General features: G+C 35.5%; 20 protein-coding genes. 9 read left to right on the forward strand and 11 right to left on the reverse strand.

Features of this window, described 5'->3' with window-relative positions:
- Positions 1–3: 3 nt before the first annotated feature.
- Positions 4–1,212, reverse strand: a complete 1,209-nt coding sequence (locus TZ01_RS05845) for a tRNA (N(6)-L-threonylcarbamoyladenosine(37)-C(2))-methylthiotransferase (RefSeq protein ID WP_048101885.1) — start codon at positions 1,210–1,212, stop codon at positions 4–6.
- A gap of 192 nt (positions 1,213–1,404) precedes the next feature.
- On the opposite strand from TZ01_RS05845, the gene TZ01_RS05850 reads away from it, so the two are divergent.
- Positions 1,405–1,941 (forward strand): Lrp/AsnC family transcriptional regulator, encoded by a 537-nt coding sequence (locus TZ01_RS05850; protein WP_048101886.1) that lies wholly within the window; start codon positions 1,405–1,407, stop codon positions 1,939–1,941.
- Positions 1,942–1,944: 3 nt separating this feature from the next.
- Here TZ01_RS05850 and TZ01_RS05855 read toward each other — a convergent pair whose 3' ends face one another.
- Positions 1,945–3,309, reverse strand: a complete 1,365-nt coding sequence (locus tag TZ01_RS05855) for an aspartate ammonia-lyase (RefSeq protein WP_048101887.1) — start codon at positions 3,307–3,309, stop codon at positions 1,945–1,947.
- Between the two features lie 89 nt (positions 3,310–3,398).
- Here TZ01_RS05855 and TZ01_RS05860 point away from each other — a divergent pair, with 89 nt between their 5' ends.
- The gene (locus TZ01_RS05860; protein WP_048101888.1) at positions 3,399–4,511 is read left to right on the forward strand and encodes an isocitrate/isopropylmalate family dehydrogenase; all 1,113 of its coding nucleotides are present in this window, start codon (positions 3,399–3,401) and stop codon (positions 4,509–4,511) included.
- Here the strand turns inward: TZ01_RS05860 and TZ01_RS05865 are convergent.
- The 3 genes from TZ01_RS05865 to alaS are packed head-to-tail and all read right to left on the reverse strand — an operon-like array spanning position 4,408 to position 8,931.
- Complete coding sequence (locus TZ01_RS05865) at positions 4,408–5,856, reverse strand: hypothetical protein (RefSeq protein WP_048101889.1); 1,449 nt, start codon at positions 5,854–5,856, stop codon at positions 4,408–4,410. The two genes, TZ01_RS05860 and TZ01_RS05865, sit on opposite strands and share 104 nt — an antisense overlap.
- Positions 5,856–6,218 (reverse strand): hypothetical protein, encoded by a 363-nt coding sequence (locus TZ01_RS05870; RefSeq protein WP_048101890.1) that lies wholly within the window; start codon positions 6,216–6,218, stop codon positions 5,856–5,858. The genes TZ01_RS05865 and TZ01_RS05870 overlap by 1 nt, the downstream gene beginning before the upstream one ends.
- A 28-nt stretch (positions 6,219–6,246) precedes the next feature.
- Positions 6,247–8,931, reverse strand: coding sequence for an alanine--tRNA ligase (gene alaS / locus TZ01_RS05875; protein WP_048102161.1), 2,685 nt, complete (start codon positions 8,929–8,931; stop codon positions 6,247–6,249).
- A gap of 146 nt (positions 8,932–9,077) precedes the next feature.
- Between alaS and TZ01_RS05880 the strand changes: the two genes are divergently transcribed.
- From TZ01_RS05880 to TZ01_RS05895, 4 genes are all read left to right on the forward strand, one after another.
- Positions 9,078–9,596, forward strand: a complete 519-nt coding sequence (locus TZ01_RS05880) for a cytidine/deoxycytidylate deaminase family protein (protein ID WP_048101891.1) — start codon at positions 9,078–9,080, stop codon at positions 9,594–9,596.
- A gap of 227 nt (positions 9,597–9,823) precedes the next feature.
- A complete protein-coding gene (gene hsp20, locus TZ01_RS05885) occupies positions 9,824–10,360 on the forward strand; it encodes an archaeal heat shock protein Hsp20 (RefSeq protein ID WP_048102162.1) in 537 nt (178 codons plus the stop codon).
- A gap of 39 nt (positions 10,361–10,399) precedes the next feature.
- Entirely contained in the window at positions 10,400–10,984 is a 585-nt protein-coding gene (locus TZ01_RS05890) for an ArsR family transcriptional regulator (protein WP_048101892.1), read from the forward strand.
- 30 nt (positions 10,985–11,014) lie between these two features.
- Complete coding sequence (locus tag TZ01_RS05895) at positions 11,015–11,437, forward strand: OsmC family protein (RefSeq protein ID WP_048101893.1); 423 nt, start codon at positions 11,015–11,017, stop codon at positions 11,435–11,437.
- On the opposite strand, the gene TZ01_RS05900 is transcribed toward TZ01_RS05895, so the two are convergent.
- The 4 genes from TZ01_RS05900 to tuf form a co-directional block, all read right to left on the reverse strand.
- Positions 11,434–12,450, reverse strand: coding sequence for a pyridoxal-phosphate dependent enzyme (locus TZ01_RS05900; protein ID WP_048101894.1), 1,017 nt, complete (start codon positions 12,448–12,450; stop codon positions 11,434–11,436). The genes TZ01_RS05895 and TZ01_RS05900 overlap by 4 nt on opposite strands.
- Positions 12,451–12,492: 42 nt before the next feature.
- Complete coding sequence (locus TZ01_RS05905; RefSeq protein ID WP_048101895.1) at positions 12,493–14,691, reverse strand: elongation factor EF-2; 2,199 nt, start codon at positions 14,689–14,691, stop codon at positions 12,493–12,495.
- 73 nt (positions 14,692–14,764) lie between these two features.
- Positions 14,765–15,076 (reverse strand): 30S ribosomal protein S10, encoded by a 312-nt coding sequence (gene rpsJ, locus TZ01_RS05910; RefSeq protein ID WP_048101896.1) that lies wholly within the window; start codon positions 15,074–15,076, stop codon positions 14,765–14,767.
- Between the two features lie 6 nt (positions 15,077–15,082).
- Positions 15,083–16,363: a translation elongation factor EF-1 subunit alpha gene (gene tuf / locus TZ01_RS05915; protein WP_048101897.1), complete on the reverse strand. Its 1,281-nt coding sequence runs from the start codon at positions 16,361–16,363 to the stop codon at positions 15,083–15,085.
- Between the two features lie 260 nt (positions 16,364–16,623).
- Here tuf and TZ01_RS05920 point away from each other — a divergent pair, with 260 nt between their 5' ends.
- Positions 16,624–16,923: a DNA-directed RNA polymerase subunit L gene (locus TZ01_RS05920; RefSeq protein ID WP_048101898.1), complete on the forward strand. Its 300-nt coding sequence runs from the start codon at positions 16,624–16,626 to the stop codon at positions 16,921–16,923.
- Between the two features lie 9 nt (positions 16,924–16,932).
- Positions 16,933–17,895, forward strand: coding sequence for a DNA methyltransferase (locus TZ01_RS05925; RefSeq protein WP_048101899.1), 963 nt, complete (start codon positions 16,933–16,935; stop codon positions 17,893–17,895).
- Here the strand turns inward: TZ01_RS05925 and ileS are convergent.
- Together ileS and TZ01_RS05935 are read right to left on the reverse strand one after the other, a co-directional pair.
- Positions 17,888–20,971, reverse strand: coding sequence for an isoleucine--tRNA ligase (gene ileS, locus TZ01_RS05930; protein ID WP_048101900.1), 3,084 nt, complete (start codon positions 20,969–20,971; stop codon positions 17,888–17,890). The two genes, TZ01_RS05925 and ileS, sit on opposite strands and share 8 nt — an antisense overlap.
- 41 nt (positions 20,972–21,012) lie before the next feature.
- Complete coding sequence (locus tag TZ01_RS05935; RefSeq protein ID WP_048101901.1) at positions 21,013–22,227, reverse strand: MFS transporter; 1,215 nt, start codon at positions 22,225–22,227, stop codon at positions 21,013–21,015.
- Positions 22,228–22,340: 113 nt separating this feature from the next.
- Between TZ01_RS05935 and TZ01_RS05940 the strand changes: the two genes are divergently transcribed.
- Entirely contained in the window at positions 22,341–22,643 is a 303-nt protein-coding gene (locus TZ01_RS05940; protein ID WP_048101902.1) for a hypothetical protein, read from the forward strand.
- Positions 22,644–22,683 lie beyond the last annotated feature (40 nt).

The raw sequence follows: 22,683 nt of genomic DNA on the forward strand, positions 1-22,683 counted from the left end.
AATCTATTCTGCATCTCCAATAAGATAGTTATTTCCAAATGAAACTATTTTGCATTTTACGTTTTCATACTTTCTGTAGCTTCCACTTAGCACCACAGGACGGTAGTTTAGATCCCTGCCTATGGATGTGCCATTTTTCCCTGTCTCGGTTATAAGGACATTCTCCTCACGGCCAATGAATCTTTCAAATTTTTTTGATATTATGTCCTCATGGAGCTTTATTAACTGGTTTGACCATGATTTAAGTGTATTTGAATTTAATGGCTGCTTATCAAAATCTTTTGTGTATGGTCTTGGGGAGAACCTTGTAACGTTTATTATATCAGGTTTAAGATCCTGTATGAATTTATATGTTCTTTCAAAGCTTTCTTCAGAATCCTTATAATATCCAAGTATTATATCTGTTGATAACACCATATCCGGAAAAGATTTTTTAAATTCGTTGAAAACCCTGGAGGCCTCCTCAATGGTATACTCACGGTTCATGGCTGAAAGAACATTATTGTCAGCACTCTGAACTGGCAGGTGAAGGAATTTAAATACCTTATCATTTTGATATGATTTTATTAATTTTTCAAGTATGTCATGTGTGTTTCTTGGCTCCATCATTCCCACACGCAGTTTAAATTTACGGTTTATGGAAACTATACTGTTTATAAGGTCGGCAAGATCAATGCCAAGATCCTTCCCATATGCCGCGGTATCAAGAGATGATATTCTTATTTCCTGTATACCGCGATCCAGTTCCATTTCTATTTGGCGTACAATCTTTTCTGGAGGTCTTGATAGCAATTTTCCACGGGCTATATGAGAAATACAGAAATTACAGCTTCCTGTACACCCCTGGTTTATTGGTATACCATCATAAACCCCGGAATTTATTACAATATCATCCAGAGACCCACGGTAGAAATCCCTGAACTCATGGGGTTTAATGACCTCAATATTCTCTCCCTCAAGAGTGTTTCCGTTAACTGTGCTAAGGCATCCAAGAACCTTCACTCTTTTGGATTTTGAGGATAGATCGGCTATTCTCCTGATCATCTTATCCTCTGTGTGCTTTATTACAACACAGGTGCCTATTATGCTAAGATCAGCCTTATTCGGATCAGAAACCAGTGTGTTATTTTTATCCATAAGCAGCTTATTTAAATATAATGATGATTCGGATTTTTCAAGAGTGCATCCATATGATTCAAAATATATTTTCATAATGGTCATATATGGCAAATTAATTAATAATGATTTTTATGAATTTACATTAACAAATAAAAATTTTTTTCTACTATATAAAGCAATATGGTGATATATTAGTATAGTTTAACATTATTTTTCGATAATAAAAAGTAAAATTAGTTCATAAAAAAATAAAAAAAGTTATATATCGAATTAAAATACAAAAATATGACAGAAGAAAAAAATATAGATAAAAATGACGGTAAAAATTATGAGTGTGATTTATCCATAAGATGGAGCAAAATTGACGCATCAATACTGCCTTTTGACGAGCTGGATAAGGAAATTATGTGTTTTTTGAGATATAATGCAAGAATGTCAAATGCTGAAATAGCCAAAATGCTTAATACCAGTGAGGCTACTGTAAGACGCAGGATTAATGAGCTTGTAAGAAAAAAAATTATTACCGGTTTCTCTGCACTTGTTGACCTGCATTCCATAGAAAATAGCATAAAGGTATGTATAAGAATAGATACAGAGGCAGAAAAACTTGATGAAATTGCAGAGGATATAGCAAATGAACCTGATGTGCTTTCCCTTTACAGAAGGAGGGGGCAGAATCAGCTGCTTCTTCAGGGATTATTTTTGAATCTTGAGGCAATACAGGAGTTTGAGGATAAGCTTGCAACAAAACCGGGAGTTATAAAATACGATACAATGATAGTTTCAAAGGCATTTAAAAAAGACCCATGGGTTGGTATATAAAAATTATTTCAGAAAGCTAAATATTTCATTGTATTTTTTTTCGTCTATTTTTCCTGTTTTAAGTGCAAGTTCTTTAATGCTTTTTCCTGTTTCAAGGGCCTCCTCAACTATTTTTGCCACTGTATCATAGCCAAGATAGGGGTTTAAAAGTGCCGCTGAACCAAAGCTTCTTTCCATGTTTTCCCTGATTTTATTTAAATCGGGTTTAATTCCTGATATTGCCTTTTCATCAAGCATTTTAATTCCATTTGAGAGCCTGTCTATGGACTTTGATATTTCGTAATCCATATGTGGCATCATTACATTTAATTCAAGCTGTCCCGCCTTAACGGAATAATTAACCGCCATCTGTGATCCAAGTATGGAATTGCATATCATATTCATGGCCTCGGCTATTGATGGATTAATTTTCCCGGGCATTATGGATGATCCCTGCTGAACAGCCGGCAGAACTATTTCATGTATGCCCGATCCTGGGCCGGAATAAAGGAGCCTCAGATCATCGGCTATTTTGCTTATATCAAGGGATATGTTAGCGAGTGCATTCATAACCCTTGAAAAATCGGTCATAAATTGCATTATGCCCATGGTATTAGGGCTTTCCCTGAAATTAAAGCCAGTTTCCGTGGAAAGCGCCTCAACAGCATATTTTTTATAATTTTCCGGTGTATTTGCACCATTGCCCACTGCAGTACCACCTATATTTAATTCAAGGATGTACTCAAGTGCGTTTTTATATTCACCAAGGCTCTTTGATAATCCATAGTAATATGCATTGAATTCATCACCCAGGGTTACCCTGACCGCATCCTGAAGATGTGTCCTCCCGGTTTTATATATATCCTTAAATTCAATGGCCTTGGATTTTAATGATTCCAAAAGATGCTCAGCATTTTCGATGAATTTCTGTGATTTAATCATTATATTAACACGCATCATTGTTGGATACACATCATTTGTTGACTGGCTCATATTTATAATGTCGTTTGGATGCACGTATTTGTATTCGCCTTTTTTATGGCCCATTGATTCCAGCACGATATTTGCTATTACCTCATTTGTGTTCATGTTAAATGATGTGCCAGCACCGGCCTGAAACACATCAACAACAAACTGGTCCCTAAATTCTCCGTTGATTAATCTATCACATGCCCTGGATATTTCCCTGTACAGGTCCTCCCCCAATTTGCCTGATTTATAATTGGCATATGCCGCAGCCTTTTTAACAAGTGCCATGGATTTTATATGATCAGAATCAGCAGTTATTCCTGAGATTTGAAAATTATTTTTGGCCCTGTATGTATTTACACCATAATAAACATTATCCTCTATGGATACATCGCCGATAACATCATGTTCTGTTCTCATAATCAATTATTATTAATTTGTATAAAAAACTTTTAATTGAAATAAAAAACAAACAATAAAATTAAATAAAATAAAGCATAAAGTGGTGTATGAACATAACAGTTTCCGATGATAATAAACTGAATGTACCAAATCATACCACAGTTGGATACATTGAGGGTGATGGCATCGGGCCTGAAATTACAGCATCAATGATTAAGGTCGTGAACAGTGCTGTTGAACTAGCCTATTCAGGAGAAAAATCAATAGAATGGCATAAGATAATAATTGGCAGGGAGGCATATGAGAGGTATGGTAGATACATACCTGATATTTCACTTGAGGAAATTAAAAAGATAAGGGTAATAATGAAGTCCACACTTAATTTCCTTCCGGACAGAAGCAACATAAATGTACTTTTAAGGCAAAAACTTGGATTATATGCCAATGTCAGGGTAATAAGATATTTACCGGGCATATCGGTTATGATAAAAAATTTTGAAAGGCTGTATATTACAGTAATCAGGGATTCGGTGAACAATGAAATCACTTTTAATTATTCCTCTGAAAAAACAAGGGACTTAATTAATTTTATGTCAGAAAATTATGATATAAATATAAGCCAGGATTCAGCCCTGATGATAATCAGCCAGAGCAGATTCAGGGCAAAAAAAATGGCAAAACTTGCAGCCGAGTATTATAATTATAATAGAAAGAACAGAATAACAATTGTATATAGCAGGATAAACCCAGAGTTTCCTGAGTGGTGCCGGGAGGAAATATTAAAATTAAACCCAAGTCCGGATGTTGAAATTATGGAATTAACTGAATTTATCGGCCAGATAATTGATCATCCGGAAAATTTTGATATGGTTTTACTTGATAATTATTCAAACAGGATTATATTATCATTTTTGGTTAATTCGGTTAATATAGAATATGGTGGAAGTTTTGGTGATGGTATTGCTTTTTTCGAGGCAATACAGGGATCTGCACCACAGGATGCGGGGTATGATGTGGCTGACCCAATCTCATTTATAATGTCTGGATCAATGATGCTTAAGTACCTTGGATGGGAAAAATCATCTGAGATAATTGAAAATGCGGTTCACCAGACCTTTATTGAGAATAAGCTCCCCAAGGACCTTGCAGATCGTGAGCATATTGAGCCTGTAAAATGTTCTGAATTTGCTGATGAAATAATAAAAAGAATGAAAATGTAAATCTTTTATGAACTGCATGCACATTTATTATAACAAGTGTGGATGTATTATTAGAATAGAATAATATTATCCATGTTCCTGGTGTTAGGGCCCTAAATGTAATATTTATTGAGTGGTCCGGCGGAAGCATAATACCGTTGCCAAATATGTTTGATGACGCTGTTATATTTTCCCATATATGAGAGTTTGTCAGCTTGAATATATCCATACCGTTGGATATCGATACCGCCTGTAAATTCATTGTATAATTTAGATTGTTTGATATTTTAAGTGTTATATTGCTTCCAACCATTGCACCAATCACTACTGTTCCGGAACTTGTATTACTGTAATTTCCTGATACCATTGTTGGCGTGGATTTAATATAATATACCTTAAGCGTGCCATTGTAAGTCTGCATACCGGTATATATCAACATTTTATAGTCTTTATAACCGCTCAGGTTTGTATTATACGTCATAATGCTTATATTATAAGTTCCTGAACCACCAGGATTTATATACATGGGACCATTGTTAACCACCATGCTCAGGTTATCTATATAGAACTGTGGGGTTATTCTCCCAGCACCGTGGTTTACAATGCTCACCTTAAGCGTTGCATTTTCATGCCAGTTTTTATTGACAATTACATATGATGGCATATTTACAGTTATTCCGCCATTATGATTGACCTGAATCCCTGCAGGAACCATGGTAAATATGAGTATGGAAGTAACAATGGTGGCTGCGGTAATCATTGCCTTTTTTGGAATTTTTATCAAATTATTTAACGGTGCCGGCCCTCTAATTCCTATTATAACGGAGATAATTAAAAGTATAAGTATAAACGGAAATATAAAACTTAAAGTTAGAAGTATAATAATTGAAACAATGGATAAATATATCTGGTTTTTTCCTGAAATTGCCGAGGATACAAGACCACCATCAAGAAATCCTAATGGAAGTGCATTTAGGGCAGTGCTTATTAATCCTGAATAGCCTGCAAATTCCATTGGAGGCTTTAAGCTTGCAGCAGGGATTATTTTGTTTAAAAAAAATGTTGACATTAATGGTAAATCCAATCTATTTACGGGCATGTAATCAATGTTATGATATATTAATACTGAAGGCTCATAAAAAAAGCCCAGAATTATAATTATTATTGATGAGATAAAACCAAAGAGTATTGATAAAAATCCTGAAAAAAGCATGGATTTTCCGGTTTTATACTGATCCCTTGATGTATTAATAAAACCCAGTGTGCCTATACCAAGGGATGGGACCATAATTGGAAAGGAATAATGCATGCCGCTTCTTTTAAATGCAATATATCTGCCAAACTCCCGGAACAAAATAATAATCATTAATGGGACTGCAAAAAAAATATACCTCCCAGCAGGCTTTTAACAGGAGTTCCACCAGAGTATGATAAATCATATATAAATCCACTGTAAATTATTGTGGAAATTGTTATTATACCCATAATGATCTTAATAATGGAATGCCCACCATGTTTGCTATATTTTATAACTATTAATTTGCAGCCATCATAATAATCAGTAAATGCTGTGTATCCAATTAAATTAAGCTGATCTATATACTCTGAAAAATTCCTTTCATCGCCATTACAGTTTATATCGAATGTTATTGAATCTTCTGATATCTCATATTTCTTAAAATCAAAATAAAATTTTGTTAAATTTATAATTTTATCTGGATTGTCCATACTTTTATACTTACCAAAATCACCTTAATTAACTTTTCACTTTTTTAATAGAATCCAATAGTATATCTGTATTTTTAATGTTGTTTACATTCATTATACATATACCATGTGATTTTGTTACCCTGTCCGGCTCGATACCATTATTCTTTATTAAGCTTATAAGGCTGTCTGTAATTGATGATGCCTGCCCGGATATTATATAAATAATAACCTCATTCTGGAGCCTGTTGATTACTATGGATTCCTGATTAAACTTTTGAAGTGCCGATATAAGCAGTTTTATATTCGTATAATTTTCAATGTTATACACATTAATGTTATTTATTTTTTCAGGGTTATTTATAATATTTTTTGTTATCTCCCTGGACTGATCATCGTAAGTTTTCCTTAAACTTATTAATTCCTCAATGTATTTCTTTGATTGATCGGCTATTTTATCCTCATCAACACGCATATATTCCTGTTCCGCCTTTATTATGTTGTATAATTTCTGTACGTATCTTAATGCAGCCGGACCTGCTGCAAATGTAACCCTTTGAATGCCCTCCTGAAGTGTTTCAGTTTTTATTATTTTAATAAAATGTATTTCTGATGTGTTATCTAAATGCGTGCCCCCACAACCCTCCGAATCTATATCCTGGATGGTTACAACCCTTATTGTTTTTGATACAGGTACCCCTCCCTCGAAGAGCCTGAAACCGTATTTATCCAATGCCGTATTCCATTTCTCGTTTGTAACCCTTATTGTTTTACCATCCTCTATGGCCCTAAAACATAAATCCTCTATATTTTTTATATCCTCCTCGGTGATTTTTTTATAATGTGTTATATCCAGCCTTGATTCATTAACATCCTTTTTTACCCCACTCTGCCATACATGGTCTCCAAAATATGACCTCATTACCCCAAGGAGCAGATGTGTTGCTGAATGATGTATCATAAGCTGATGTCTTCTATTATAATCAACAACACCCTTAATCCTAGAATGTTCGGGTATATCCGAATCAAGAAAATGAACTATTGAATCACCATATTTTTGCACATTTAAGACGTTTATACGTTTTCCGTTGTATATGAAATAACCAAGATCATAAGGCTGCCCACCGCCCTCTGGATAAAACGCCGTTTGGTTAAGTATAATTTTTTTATCACATGAATACAATACATTTGCGGTAAACTCAAGAATTTTTGTGTTGTCGTAGTACAATGGCCTTGTTTTTATATCTGGAAAGGTAAGCTGCTTTTTTGTTTCTTTACGGCCAATCTCCTTGTTTTTAATTATCAGTTCATGGAAATTATCCGGAATGATTAATGTTTTACCAGTAATTTGGTGGTAAATATCTGAAATTAGATCCTCATTTATTCCATAGGACTCATAAAGTCGGATAATGCTGTCCAGAGGTAAATCGTCATCCTTTATAAATTTTTTAACAATGTTGAATGATGATTGATTAACAGCATTATATTTTTCCCTCTCTATCTTTATTATATCGGAAATAAATTTTTCATCGAACCTTGGAATTATATTTTTAAACTCACCATACTGAAATTCAAGGAGTTTTTCAAGATCATATTTAAATCCAATATCATCAATAAATCTAAATGACCTCCTTATTAACGTTCTGGCCAGATAGCCAACCTTCACATTGGAGGGGATAACATAATCTGAAAACATAAGTAACAGCGTTTTGGTGTGATCTGCAAGTGAATAAACCTCTCTTAGAAACTTTAGCTGTTTAATGAAATCTTCATTATATTCCATTTTTTTGGATTCCATAAATTTTTTAACTTCATTCATAACCTTTTCTTCACTGTATGGGTCTATAACAGCTGAGATTTCTGAGATCTTTGCCATAATTTTATCATTAATTTTTTTAGCCTTAGAATTTTCTATTAAAAAATTAATTGTTTTATCATATATTGCATCATAGATTGTTGATGTTGCCGCGGATAGCCATACCAGACGTTCCAGCCCATATCCCGTATCAACAACCCTCAATGGCATGTGCGAATATTTTGTACCCTCTATTTCAACATCGCCGTTTGGGTCCTCCTTTAAGTCCATGAATACGAGGGTTGCAACCTCCAGTCCCCTAACAAAAACCTCAACAGCATTGCCAGCATTCCCCCCACCAAACCATGGTTTTTCCTTATACGTAATTAAATTTTTATCAACCTTAAGCCTTTCAGTTAAAAATCTAAATGAGTATCGTATTGTTTCATTCTTCCAGTATACAAATTTATCCTCATAGTTAAATGCATCATGGCACAGCATCTCAAATGTTGTCAAATGCCGCCCGGTTTTGCCAACCAGATCGAGGTCAAGCATCCTTATACTTGGCTGTGACATTACAATTGGATTACCCGGAGGTGGTACAAGCCCGGACGTAACCTGTGGCTGAAAATCATAAATTGATGCGTTTACAAGAAGCACATCATCGCGCCATCTGGGAACCACGGGATATGCTGGAATAAATTTATGCCTGAATTCACTGTCATTCTGAAAGAATTTTATAAACTCTTCACGCATCTCATCTATTGTATATTTCCTGTATACTGGTGAGTTGCCTATAAAGGAATAGCTTTCACATGCAGGGTCACCGCATGTCTTTTTCTCAGAATCAAGGGTCCAGAAATATGATGAACATGATATACACTGTTTCCTCATAAAACCTGTATCCCTAAAAAAATCTATATCAAATTCTTCCGGCATATAGTCCATAATGCATGGACATACATAAATATAATCTTATTAAATACATTATAATTAATACTTTAGGATAAATTTTATTTTTATATATAGTGAATGTTAAGATAAATTTTAAATAATATTTATATCATTATTATTAATTAATAAGCATGGAGTATGAATATAGGAGGCCAACCTGGGATGAATACTTTATGAGGATGGCCTATCTTGCCGCATCCAGATCTAACTGCACCAGAAGAAAGGTGGGTGCTGTTATCGTTAGGGATAACCAGGTTCTGGCCACAGGCTATAATGGACCACCAACACACACCGTTAACTGTGACGTTGTTGGATGCATACGTGATGAGATGGGTATACCATCAGGCGAAAGGCATGAACTGTGCAGGGGATTGCATGCTGAACAGAATGCAATTATAGAGGCTGCTGTAAATGGAGTAAGCATTAAGGGAGCCAAAATATATGTTACCACACATCCATGCGTTGTTTGCTCCAAGATGATAATGAATGCAGGATTAACAGAGATTATATATGCTGAAGGTTACCCTGATGACCTTGCAAAATTAATGCTTCTTGAAAGCAATATTAAGATAAGGGAGTTCAGGCTTCCTGATTCTGATATAGAGAATATCATAGGAACCTTCTACATACATAAGGATGGGGAGGATTAATTTTTAAGATTATTTTTTATAATAAGCACTAAAAAGATAATAAGCCGATATGGTGTCGCTCTGTTAATTGCATATAAATATGGAATTTGTTTGCAATGAAAAATGTATTGCTTTATAATGACTAAAAAAATCATGGTGCAATATAATAACATTTTAGTAGAAAACTTTATATACTATTTTTTAATATATAAGTTGACAACTAAAGGTTGTCAACTGAGGTGAGATATATGGTGGATAAAAAATATGATGACTGGGATGATATATTTGATGAGCTGTACGATGAATTTGGCTTTGACATGAGGAGGATAAATAACGAAATAGCCAAATTCTGGGAATCTGTAATGAAGGGTAACAGTAATGCCAAGGTTATGGGTCCATATGTATATGGCTTTACATATAAGATAGGCCCTGACGGCAAGCCAACATTCCAGGAATTTGGGAACGTACCAAGGAGGCTTGGATTCAATGAGAACATAAAAGAGGGTTTCAGGGAGCCATTAACAGATATCAATGAGGATAATAAAAATATATACATAACATATGAACTGCCCGGCGTTGATAAATCAGATATAAAATTAACTGTAAATGAGTATAATGTGGAATTAACTGTTGACACTGACAAAAGAAAATATTACAAAAACATAGAGTTCAACACACCAGTGGATGTAAACAGCGTTTCTGCAAAGTTCACAAATGGTGTCCTCGATGTCACAATATCAAAAACTGGCGGAAGGAATTCTGGAAAGACAGTGAAAATAGATTAAAACCATTAAATTATTCTTTTTAATTTTAGGGTGATTTCAATGGAGGATGATCTATGGACGTTACTTAACATACTGGAAAATAATACCAGAAGGGAATTGCTTAAAATGCTGGCAAATTATGATTCATATGCACTTGAGCTTAGCAAGGCCATGGGAATATCACAGCAGGCAATTAACAAGCAGCTTGATATACTGGAAAAAATAGGGCTTGTGTCTGCCAGCGGAATTATACCATCCTCCCTTGGTGCACCTAGAAAAATATATAAATCTCAGGGATTTTCAACGATAATTATAGATTATTCAAAAAATTTTATGGGAATCAAAAAACTGGATATAGAATATGAAAATAAAGTTGACCTGCCTGATTTAAACATCTCTCTTATAAAAAAATTAAACGATATAAATAATGCCATAAATGATATTGAGAAAAAACGTACCGAATTACTGGCAATAAAAGATAAAATTATTGAGAAATTAAAAACTGCGGCGGATAAATACGATGATTTCTGCAGAAAGGTAATAAGATCATTTCTTGAGAATCTTGATATATCCAGGACATCAAAGGAAACAGGTGTTCCGGAATACGTTGTGAATGAAATAATTACAAAATTTACCAGTGAATAAACTTTATATAATGTATAAAAATCAATTTCCATGAAGGTGTCGATAAAATTCGATAATGATATAGGGTTTATATCAGATGATGGGAAGGATGATGTAAAAATTAAGAATTCGATTGTTGGAAAGGATATTTATCATTCACCAACAGAATTATTATTAATGGCCATGGGTGCATGCACCAGTGATGATGTTCTTGTAATTTTAAACAAAATGAAGATGGATATAAAATCATATAGATGTGAGATTGAGGGAGAAAAAAGGGATGAGCACCCAAGATTTCTCAAATATGCGAAAATACATTATATATTTGAGGGAGATGTTGATCCGGAAAGTGCAGCAAAGGCCATTAAATTATCAATGACAAAGTACTGTTCAGTCTCATTAACTGTTAAAAATGCAGGTATCAATGTATCATATTATTTTACCATAAATGGTAAGGATTACGAGGTAAATTAATAATTTGTTTTTAAGCCATTTCCTGTAAGTATTAAAAGATTTTTACCATGCTTTCTTAATTTTTTATATGCGGCATATACCGTGGCAGAACTGTACTCGGTAAGTATGCCTGATAATGCCAGATCACCTCTTGCCGTAATTATTTCATTTTCAGATACAGTAACACATCTTCCATAATTTTTAATAATATCATACATTTTTTTAATTAACACGGGCTTTTTGGATACAAGTGCATCGGCCACAGATGACTTATCATTGTTCTCATCAAATAATGTACCGTTGATTTGAGAGCATAATGGTGATATAATCTCAGGCTGGACACCAATTATTTCCGGTATTTTATTTATCTCCCCAGAATCAAGAAGGTGCTTAAAACCTGAGAATAACCCTGAAAGTAATGTTCCGGCTGAAACCGGTATAAAAACCCTATCAGGCATATGCTCAAACTGGTTAAATATCTCATATGCCAAGGTTCGTATGCCATCCCTGAACTCAGGGTTTAACACATGGGATGCATATATTCCATCGTATTTCATTGCCACATTCTGAACCTCATCCCTGCTGCCCTTAACCTTTATTATATTTGCACCGTAAAGCTTTATTTGACCAAGCTTCATTGCATTTGCTGTTTCAGGAACAAATATATTTACATTAAAACCCGCCATATGGCCATAGGCAGCTATGGATGCACCGGCATTGCCTGATGAATCCTCATTTATGCTTAAATTATGATTATCGTATTTGGATGCCAAATAGGATATTAATGTCCTTGAACCACGGTCCTTGTATGAGAATGTTGGAGAATAATAATCAAGTTTAAAATAAAGGTCTCCGTTACCGATTACTGGTGTGGTAACCTCACCCAGGTTTATCCATTTTTTTATATATGGATAGTTATCGAGTATTTTGTCATGATATTTTTCATCCACAATTATTTCAAATGGGGATCCACAAACATTGCAGAATAACTCATTATTTTTACGATCATGACCATTAAAACATAAATATTTCATAAAAAATGATTAATTTATATCTAAAAAATGTTTTGATTAAAATTACAGGGAGGCATAATAGGACTCATCATAGGGTTCTGGTTTAAGTCCCTTTCTCTCCCTAATTTTTGCAACTATGCCGGCCTGAAGTTCATATGGTACCCTCTGATACCCTGCATTTTCTGAGTTCCAGATGGCCTTTCCACCTGTAGCGCTCCTAATGGCAGATGCAAAACCGATCATACCTGCCACCGGAACCTTTGCAACAACGGTTATTTCATCCCCATTCTGCTGCATATCCTCAACGACACCACGCCTCTGCTGCATTTCACTGGTTACGGGACCCATCAATTCCTGGGGTACGCTTATGTAAACCTTCTGTATTGGTTCAAGTAAAACCCTGCCTGCCTGGCACATTGCACCATAAATGGAGTTCCTTCCAGCAGGTATAACCTGTGCCGGGCCCCTATGAATACTATCCTCATGAAGCTTGGCATCCATAAGGCTTACCTTAACACCATAAACCTTCTCATTTGCAAGAGGACCCTTATCAAGAGATTCATTAAATGACTCTATGAGAAGCTCCATGGTCTCATCAAGGTACTGTATTCCCTTGGTCATATCAAGCATAACATTTGTGCCGTGTATTGAAACAAGACCCCTGGCCTCATCATGCGTTAATCCGGCCTCCTCAAGTGTTGCCATAACAGCCTTTCTGTCCTTAAACTTTGATCCCTCTGGCACCTTTCCATCAAGTATTGCCTGAACAACGCCAGATGGCAGTGGCTCAACCTTGAAATAGAATCTGTTATGTTTGTTTGGTGATTTTCCCTCGAATGGCCCGCCAGTCTTATCAACGGTCTCCCTGTAAACAACAAGCGGTTCTGATGTTACCACATCGATCTTATAATCATTCTTTATCCTGTAAAGTGTAATTTCCAGATGAAGTTCACCCATACCTGATATTAAATGCTCACCTGTTTCCTGATTTATATCAACCTGTATTGATGGGTCTGCCTTTGAAACCGACCTCAAAACATCTATAAGTTTGGGAAGGTCTGCCGTATGCTTTGCCTCTATGGCCAGTGTTACAACCGGATCTGAATAATGGGACATTGGCTCAAAATCCTCCATGTCCGGTATTGAGGATACTGTGGAACCGGCAATCGCTCCCTTTAGACCTATTACCGCAGCTATGTTTCCTGCAGCGATCTCATCTACTGCTATTCTGTCTGGACCAACCATCATTGATAGCAGCTGAACCTTTGATTTGCCGGCACCGGTAACATAAAGCTCACTGCCCTTCCTAATTATGCCGCTAAAAACCCTTCCCACGGCAATTTCTCCAGCATGCGGGTCTATTAGGATCTTTGTAATCATCATGCTTACCGGCCCATTATCATCGCACTTAAGCATGGCCTTTCCAACCTCGGAGTCAAGGTCTCCATGCCATATCTGGGGTATTCTGTATTTTTGTGCCTCTGCCGGATTTGGCAGATTTTTGATTACCATATCAAGAACAACCTTATGCAGCGGTGCCTTTTTTGCAAGCTCTCTCTGCCTGCCACTGCTGACGAGATCTGTAATTTCCTTAAATGTTATCTTAAATATGCCCATGGCCGGCACAGACAGTGCCCAGTTATTATATGCAGAACCAAAGGCTACGGTTCCGGCCTGTACATTTACAAGCCATGAATTTTTAAACTCTTCTGGTGCATATTTAGATATAAGCCTATTTACATCGGAAATGACCTTAATAAATCTCTTCTGCATTTCCTCTGCATTTAACTTCAACTCATTTATTAACCTGTCAACCTTATTAATAAACAAAACAGGTTTAACCTTTTCCTTTAATGCCTGCCTCACAACTGTTTCTGTCTGGGGCATGACACCCTCAACTGAATCAACAACTATTACCGTGCCATCGACAGCCCTCATGGCCCTTGTAACGTCCCCACCAAAGTCCACATGACCTGGTGTGTCTATAAGATTAATTAAATATTCTTTCCCATCAACCTCATGCACCATTGATGCATTTGCGGCATTAATTGTTATTCCCCTTGCCTGTTCCTGCTCATCATAATCCAGAAGAAGCTGTTTACCTGCAAGTTCCTCACTCATCATTCCCGCGCCGGCTATAAGGTTATCACTAAGCGTGGTTTTACCATGATCTATATGAGCTGCTATATCTATATTCCTAATTCTTTCAGGATTTTCAATTAATTTCATTGCCTTTGCAATATTATCCTCTTTTCGACCCATAATAACACCTTATAAAAAACCATATTGTAAATTATTATTTAATACTATTTTCAAACAATAAAAATTAAAAAAATTAACTCTTTATCTGTATTTCTATTCTAACACCATCAGGTATAGATATTCTCATTAATTGCCTTAATGTTCTTTCGTCTGCGTCAACATCTATAAGCCTTTTATGAACCCTCATCTCCCAGCGGTCCCATGTGGGTGAGCCCTCACCATCAGGACTCTTTCTCACAGGTACCATGAGCCGTTTCGTTGGTAATGGTATTGGTCCATGTATTTCAACGCCGGTTCTTTTGGCAATTGTTTTAATTTCGTCGCAGACAACGTCAACTATTTTATTTTCAGTGCCACTAAGTGAAATACGTGCTTTATATGCCATTTATGATCACGCTGATGCTTTTTCAAGATCTATGCACTGACCTGCTGCAACTGTCATGCCCATATCCCTGATTGCGAACCTTCCGAGCTGTGGGAACTCGGATACCTTCTCAAGTACAAGTGGGCGGTCTGGAACGACTTTAACAACTGCTATATCTCCGGCCTTGATGAAATCTGGCTTGTCCTTTAATGTTGTACCATCCTTTGGATTTATTGTCCTGATGATTTCATCAATTCTGCATGCAACCTGTGCTGTATGGACATGGAATACAGGCTTGTATCCTGCGGCTATAACGCTTGGGTGCTGCAATACAACTATCTGGGCTGTAAATGATTTGACAACTGTTGGTGGGTTTGACTGTGGACCGCAGACGTCACCCCTCTTAAGGTCGTTCTTTGCAATACCCCTTACGTTGAAACCTATATTATCTCCTGGCTCAGCCTGCTGCATTGGTGTGTGATGCATCTCTATTGACTTTACCTCTCCAGCCTTGTTTGCAGGCATGAATATAACCTTGTCGTTTACCTTTATAATACCTGTTTCAACCCTTCCAACTGGAACTGTTCCTATACCGGTAATTGAATATACATCCTCAACAGGTATTCTTAATGGTTTGTCTGTTGGCTTCTGAGGAACCTTTAATGCATTAAGTGCATCCATTAATGTTGGGCCCTTCCACCATGAAAGGTTTGGACTGGCCTTTAGTATGTTATCACCCTTGTATCCACTTATAGGTATAATTGGAACGTCCCTGTATCCAATTGGTGTGAGAAGCTTTGTGATCTGGTCCTTAACCTCGTTGAATCTTGCCTCACTGTACGGCGGCTGTGTGGCATCCATCTTATTAACAACACATATAAGCTGTGGCACTCCAAGTGTTCTGGCAAGGAATGCGTGCTCCTTTGTCTGTGCCATGACGCCCTCTCCTTCCCTTGCTGAAACAACAAGGACGGCTGCATCTGCCTGGCTTGTACCTGTAATCATGTTTTTGACAAAATCCCTGTGGCCCGGGGCATCTATAATTGTAAAGTAATACTTGTCTGTTTCAAATTTCCTATGTGTAAGATCAATTGTAACTCCTCTCTCCCTCTCTTCCTTGAATCTATCCATAACCCAGGCAAATTCAAATGTTGCCTTTCCCTTTTCCTCTGATTCCTTTTTGTATTCATCTATAATGTGCTGTGGGATTTCTCCGTGCTCGTATAACAACCTCCCTACAAGGGTAGATTTCCCGTGATCTACATGCCCTATTACTACTAAATTTATGTGTGGTAATTCCTGTGCCATATTTTTTCACCTTTAATAGGATTATTTCCTTTTACCATATAATACTTTAATATTTAAATATCTTTTTTTTATGCTTATTCGAATATAAATAATTTATTCTAAAATACATTTTAACATGGAAGAATTTTGCATAATAGTTCATATTGATTCATAGAGACTTTTATATTAATAACTTTTATGTTCTATTTTTAAAATGACATTTTCAGTGCCTAATGCTATTAAATTAGTAATAAATATATATTCAGATATAATGATGTTTTATGGATTCAAAATTTAATGTTGTTTCAAGGAATAAAGATTCTATTACATTAGAGGTAATTAATTATGATAATACGCTTTTAAGACCTTTAATGGAAGAGGTTACCAAGGACGATAAGGTAGAAATAGCCCATTACTACATAAAGCATCCTGAAATAGACAACCCGCAAATTTATATCAAGGTTAGTACGGGTAAACCACAGGCCGCAATAAAGCGTACTATAAGAAAAATGAATAAAATATATGAAAGCATGTACAATGACCTGTTAAAGGAAAAAGAAAAATTATCAAAAAAACAATAAAAATAAAAAATGAGATATGTTCTTGAGTATACAAGGGAAAATCGTGATATTGTATCATCAGAAATAAACGCAATAAAAGAAACTTTTAGGGATTTTGACATAATTTATAAATCAGACTTTATATACATAATAGAGGGGAATTACAGGGATATAGAGAATTCAGGATTTATCAATTATATATCGCAGATAATAGATGAAAAACCGGATTATAATGAGTTTAATTGTAAAATTCCAGAGGGAAAGTTTTATGTCAGGGCCTCTGTGCCTCCCGGGTATAATACTGAAATGGTAGAATCCACTGTTGGGAAGATTTTGGGTGGTAGGGGCAGGATTTCATTTAATAACCCAGATTTTATTGTACGTGCTGTTAAGGCTGATATATGGTATCTTGGAATACTTGTATACTCAAGAAATAAAAAAGATTTTGAATCAAGAAGGGCACCATTAAGACCGTTTTTTTCACCGGTATCGCTTCATCCAAAATATGCGAGATATCTAATAAATACCTCATACACAAGGCCCGGGGATACCGTTCTTGACCCATTTTGTGGAACAGGTGGTATACTTATAGAGGCAGCACTTATGGGAAGAAGAATAATAGGAAATGATGCCCTTTTGAACATGGTAATGGGTACAAAATTAAATTTAAAATATTTCGATTTAAAATACATTGAAATATACAATTTGGATATAAAGGATTTAAATATTAATAAAGCTGTGGACGCCATTGTTACTGATATGCCATATGGCAGGAGTTCATCCGTAAATGATTATGACATACAAAATTTGTACAAGACCTCCTTTGAAAAATTTAATGAGCTTCTTAAGAGTCATGGTAAATGTTCAATTATAGTTAATAATCTGGAGCTTTTGGAATATTCAAAGAAATTTTTTAAGATAATAAACAGTGTGCCGGTTTACCAGCACAGATCACTTATAAGATATTTTGTAATAATTGAAAAAATTAGTTAATTGTTTCTATTTTAATTCCTATGTGCCCGCCGTCTATATCCCATACACGGTAATCATCACCGGATCCAAACTTGATATCCCTGCTTAATGTTTCCTTTTTAATATAATCTGAATATTCTTCAACTGCTTCTTTTATGTCTCCTGTGCAGTCAATGCTTGTATTTATAAATTCAGAATATTCAAGATTCATATCCTTTCTCATTATCTGGATTCTTCTTATTATCTCCCTTGCATAGCCAATAAGTTTAAGTTTCTCATCTATATGCCTGTTAATAAATACATTAAGCCCAAGTTTATCAGCAGATGCAAATGAATAATTTTCATCCGGGATTTCATTTATTTCAAAATCCTCCTTCTTAAACTGTAAATCGTTATATTCAGTGTAACCCTTATCCATTATTTCCTTGTATATTTTTTCAGAATTCTTTAACACAAAATCTGAAAATTCCGATGTTTTTGATCTCATAACTGGTGCAACCCTTGCATATACAGGTTTCATGACAACTTTTACTGGCCTATCCTTCTGATTTATTAATCTTATTGATTCTGCATTTAATTCTGGGGAAATTATATTTAAGACATCTTCTGGAAGATTAACATCGCTGTAAATTAATATTTCTTTAACAGTTTGCCTTCCCTTTATTCCGGCATCCTGTCTGGCCCTTCTTGATAGCTCAAGTACGGTCTCTGCATATTTAAAGGTCTTTTCCAAATCCTCATTTATATAGGAAGTATCTGCGACAGGATAATCCTCAAAATGAACGCTCTTTTTTTCTCCAGATAGCTTCTGATACAGGTATTCTGAATAGAATGGGGCCATTGGTGCAAGCATTTTTATTATGCTTAATAATGTGAAATATAGGGTTTCATAGGATCTTTTCTTATCCTCTGAGAGCTCGCCCTCCCAGAAGTTTTTCCTTGACAGTCTTAAGTAAAAATTTGAAAAATCGTCAATTAAATCCATTATATTTTTTAGGGCTATATGCATGTTAAATGAGTCCATATTAATCCTTACAGATTTTATTGTTGAATTGAGTCTGGAAAGCAACCACATATCAAGTATATTTTCAGATTTTTCAAGCCTTTCAAATACAAAATTATCAAGATTGGCGTTTGATGCAAAGAAAGAATAAATATTGCCAAGGGTGCCAAGTGATTTTCTTGTTAAATCGCCTATTAATTTTCTGTCAATTGATTTTGAGTTCCATGGTGCACCTGAGAAAAAGAACAACCTTGCGGGATCCGCACCAAAATCATCAATGAACTGCCTTGCTGTAACGAAATTGCCCTTGCTCTTGCTCATTTTTTGGCCATGCTCGTCAAGTATGAATGCTATTGATAGAACATTTTTATATGCATTCTTTTTAAATAATAACGATGATATTACATGCTGGGTATAGAACCAGCCCCTTGTCTGATCAATTGCCTCTGTAATAAAATCCACAGGTATGCTGGTTTCAGAATTAAATTCCTTATTGAACGGATAATGCAGTGCTGCATATGGTGCACTGCCAGAATCGAACCATGTATCTATTACGTGTGGTTCCCTGTGCATGGGTTCCGAACATTGCGGGCATTTTAAAACAACATCGTCTATAAATGGCCTGTGAAGATCTTCTGGAACATTGCCGCCAAGAGCCTTTAGTTCCTCCCTGCTTCCAACAGCTACATAATGCCCATTTTTACATTTCCATACCGGCAGTGGTGTACCCCAGTATCTATCCCTGCTAAGTGCCCAATCCTTTGCCTCTGCAAGAAAGTTTCCAAAACGGCCATCCTTTAAATAATCCGGAAACCAGTTTATCTTTTCATTATTTTCCATTAAAAGGTTCCTTATTTCAGAAACTTTTATAAACCATGCATCTAAGGGATAGTACATCAGTCTTGTACCACAGCGGTAGCAGAATGGATATGTATGCTTTATCTTCTGGCTTTTAAAAAGTATTTTATTCTTTTTAAGGTAATCTATTATTGGTATATTGGCATTTTCAAAGAACATATCCTTCCATGGGAGGTCATCAACAAACTTTCCATCCAGTGATACGGGATTTACCATGGAAACATTTTCCCTTTTGGCTATTTCAAAATCATCTGCACCGAAGGCGGGGGCTGCATGCACAATACCGGTACCATCCTCGGCCGTCACAAAATCTCCGGTAACAACACGAAGTGCATTATCCGGAACATGTAAAAATGGCATGAGCTGCTCATACCTTATTCCATCAAGATCACGGCCTTTGAATGTTTTAATTATTTTATAATCCTTAAAAAGCGTGTCGACCATTGATGAGAGAAGATAATATTCCTCGCCCTGACTGGATATTAATGAATAATCAAAGTCAGGGTTTACAACAAGAAATTCATTTGATGGAAGCGTCCATGGTGTTGTTGTCCATGCAATAAAAAATCTATTTTCATATCCCCTTTCCCTGAATTTAACATAAACTGATGGGTCGTCCACATTTTTATAACCCTGTGCAACCTCATGTGAGCTTAATGATGTACCGCATCTTGGGCAGTATGGGACTATTTTATAGTCCTTGACAAGCATTTTTGATTCATATAATGTTTTTAATGCCCACCACTCACTTTCAATATAATCATTTTTAAGGGTTATGTATGACTTATTCTGATCTATCCAGAAGCCTATGAGATCGTCCACCTCATGCCATTCGTCTATATATCTGAATACGCTCTCACGGCAGTATTCATTGAATTTCTGTATTCCAAAATCCTCTATTTCCTTCTTGCTGTTAAATCCAAAATGCTTTTCAGCCTCAAGTTCCACAGGCAAACCGTGGCAATCCCAGCCACCGGTTCTTCTTAATATATCATAGCCATCCATGAATTTATACCTCATTACGGTATCCTTCATGGTTCTGGTCATTAAATGACCGACATGTGGTCTTCCATTTGCGGTTGGTGGACCCTCCAAAAACACGAATTTTTTTAAATCCCTTTTGGTATTTAATGCCTCATTTATAATATTATTATTTTTCCAGTAATCAAGAATTTCCTTATCAATTTCAGTAACTGGCTTATTGATATCTATATCCTCATATATTTTTCCTGTCATTTTAACAGTTTAGTAATAAAATGTATATATTATTTTTTATATTATAATTTAGTTGCAGTGCCTTTTGAGTGCGTTCCGGATTTTACATTAAAGATTATTGACGCTATAATAAGTGCAGCCATTGGGAATATTGTTGCATAAATTGCCATCCTTACTGAATACAGATCAGAAATCAGGCCAAATACAAATGGTATAAAGAAGAATATTACATCCATTATAAATGTAAAAACAGAATAAACAATGTTCAGATATTTTATATCTATGCTTGTGGCAATATAATAGCTTGATATAGGGTATATGGTTCCGTGGGGAATTCCCAGAAATATTAGGCCAATTATAAATACGTAAATATAATCGGTGAGACCAAGCATGGCATATCCTGCAATGCTTAAAATAAATGATGCATACATTATTATGTCCCTATTTTTTACAGTTTTCAGTGAAAGAAACATTCTGGATGCAAATGATATTGAAAAGAAGACTGCCAGGAAATAGAAAAATATATCCGGATTTATTCCATAGTATTCCCTGCCCATTATGCTGCCATATGTTAATAACAAAATGAATGGAAATGCATATGAAATGTTTCCAAACATGGCAAAAAGTACCTTCCCCTGTTTAAGTGAGTATGACGCCTTTGAAAGTATTTCCCTGAAGCCTATTTTTTTATTGTCTGAGCTTATTTTTATTTTACCTGATAGAATCAGCATTAATATTGATGATGCCAGTGAGATAAAGAAGAAGATAACAAAAGCATACCTGATTGTTAAAAATGATATTACATAGCCCTGTAAAAGCACTCCAAATATAAGGCTCAGGGATAATGATGCAGTGTAGGCAGCTATATATCTGTCCCTCTTATCAGGCGGTGATATTATATTGGTTACTGTCATGAGCAGAGGCTGAACAACACCCATTGAGGACCCTGTTATAAATGAAAGCACAAGAACCTCATAGATATTTTTGGTAAATATAAATGCAAAAATGGATGCTGTCATGATAAATAGAAATAATGTTATCATTTTCGGCGTTTTTGATATGTTTACACGCCCATTAATTAAAATATTTGAAATAAGGGCCCCAATGCCGTATAGTGTTGCGGTTAATCCAACAAAAATAAGGTTTGCAAGGAGAACATATTTTGAGAAGACCGGAACAACGGTCATAAGCATGTTTGTGGATGCCCTCATTGTGAATGTAACTGAAAGAAGTATAATTAGATTGATAAAAATTAATTTACTATTGGCATTATTCATTTGTAAAGTATTACAACACATTATTTATTCTTAACTGAAATATTTATTAATGCAATAATGACCCTAATTAAGATAAGAAATGTTATATATTTATATACATTATTTAATATGACATGGATAGGAATAGTTATAAAAATAAAAACTATAGAAATTATAGAAATGATCAGAAAAGATCGGTAAAAAAGCTTGATATGAGGAAGAATGAGGAGTTTAATTATATGCTTGGCACCATAGTCAGGGATCTCCCGGAGAGTGTTAGGGGCGCACTTCGTGGTGGCATATATTCAATTATGTCCAAGCAGGGCACCAGGGAGGCCAGGGATTTTATAGTTAAAAAGAAGAATGACGGTGTAATCACAGAGGATATGGAAAAAAATCTACTGGATTTAATATATGCTTACAGCAAGTACAGGTAATTTAATAATATTATAAGATTTATTGTATTTGCTTTATTTT

This window comes from Acidiplasma sp. MBA-1 (genome assembly GCF_000949015.1).
In the GTDB taxonomy this organism is placed as follows: Archaea; Thermoplasmatota; Thermoplasmata; order Thermoplasmatales; family Thermoplasmataceae; genus Acidiplasma; species Acidiplasma aeolicum.

Excerpts from the sequence above, each read along its gene's own strand:
- TZ01_RS05935 (WP_048101901.1), bottom strand. The coding sequence starts at position 22,227 with ATGAATAATGCCAATAGTAAATTAATTTTTATCAATCTAATTATACTT.
- TZ01_RS05940 (WP_048101902.1), top strand. The coding sequence starts at position 22,341 with ATGGATAGGAATAGTTATAAAAATAAAAACTATAGAAATTATAGAAAT.
- TZ01_RS05925 (WP_048101899.1), top strand. The coding sequence starts at position 16,933 with ATGAGATATGTTCTTGAGTATACAAGGGAAAATCGTGATATTGTATCA.
- TZ01_RS05900 (WP_048101894.1), bottom strand. The coding sequence starts at position 12,450 with ATGAAATATTTATGTTTTAATGGTCATGATCGTAAAAATAATGAGTTA.
- TZ01_RS05860 (WP_048101888.1), top strand. The coding sequence starts at position 3,399 with ATGAACATAACAGTTTCCGATGATAATAAACTGAATGTACCAAATCAT.
- alaS (WP_048102161.1), bottom strand. The coding sequence starts at position 8,931 with ATGCCGGAAGAATTTGATATAGATTTTTTTAGGGATACAGGTTTTATG.
- TZ01_RS05905 (WP_048101895.1), bottom strand. The coding sequence starts at position 14,691 with ATGGGTCGAAAAGAGGATAATATTGCAAAGGCAATGAAATTAATTGAA.
- TZ01_RS05855 (WP_048101887.1), bottom strand. The coding sequence starts at position 3,309 with ATGAGAACAGAACATGATGTTATCGGCGATGTATCCATAGAGGATAAT.
- rpsJ (WP_048101896.1), bottom strand. The coding sequence starts at position 15,076 with ATGGCATATAAAGCACGTATTTCACTTAGTGGCACTGAAAATAAAATA.
- TZ01_RS05870 (WP_048101890.1), bottom strand. The coding sequence starts at position 6,218 with ATGGACAATCCAGATAAAATTATAAATTTAACAAAATTTTATTTTGAT.
- ileS (WP_048101900.1), bottom strand. The coding sequence starts at position 20,971 with ATGACAGGAAAAATATATGAGGATATAGATATCAATAAGCCAGTTACT.
- TZ01_RS05865 (WP_048101889.1), bottom strand. The coding sequence starts at position 5,856 with ATGATTATTATTTTGTTCCGGGAGTTTGGCAGATATATTGCATTTAAA.
- TZ01_RS05890 (WP_048101892.1), top strand. The coding sequence starts at position 10,400 with ATGGAGGATGATCTATGGACGTTACTTAACATACTGGAAAATAATACC.
- hsp20 (WP_048102162.1), top strand. The coding sequence starts at position 9,824 with ATGGTGGATAAAAAATATGATGACTGGGATGATATATTTGATGAGCTG.
- TZ01_RS05920 (WP_048101898.1), top strand. The coding sequence starts at position 16,624 with ATGGATTCAAAATTTAATGTTGTTTCAAGGAATAAAGATTCTATTACA.
- tuf (WP_048101897.1), bottom strand. The coding sequence starts at position 16,363 with ATGGCACAGGAATTACCACACATAAATTTAGTAGTAATAGGGCATGTA.
- TZ01_RS05845 (WP_048101885.1), bottom strand. The coding sequence starts at position 1,212 with ATGAAAATATATTTTGAATCATATGGATGCACTCTTGAAAAATCCGAA.
- TZ01_RS05880 (WP_048101891.1), top strand. The coding sequence starts at position 9,078 with ATGGAGTATGAATATAGGAGGCCAACCTGGGATGAATACTTTATGAGG.
- TZ01_RS05895 (WP_048101893.1), top strand. The coding sequence starts at position 11,015 with ATGAAGGTGTCGATAAAATTCGATAATGATATAGGGTTTATATCAGAT.
- TZ01_RS05850 (WP_048101886.1), top strand. The coding sequence starts at position 1,405 with ATGACAGAAGAAAAAAATATAGATAAAAATGACGGTAAAAATTATGAG.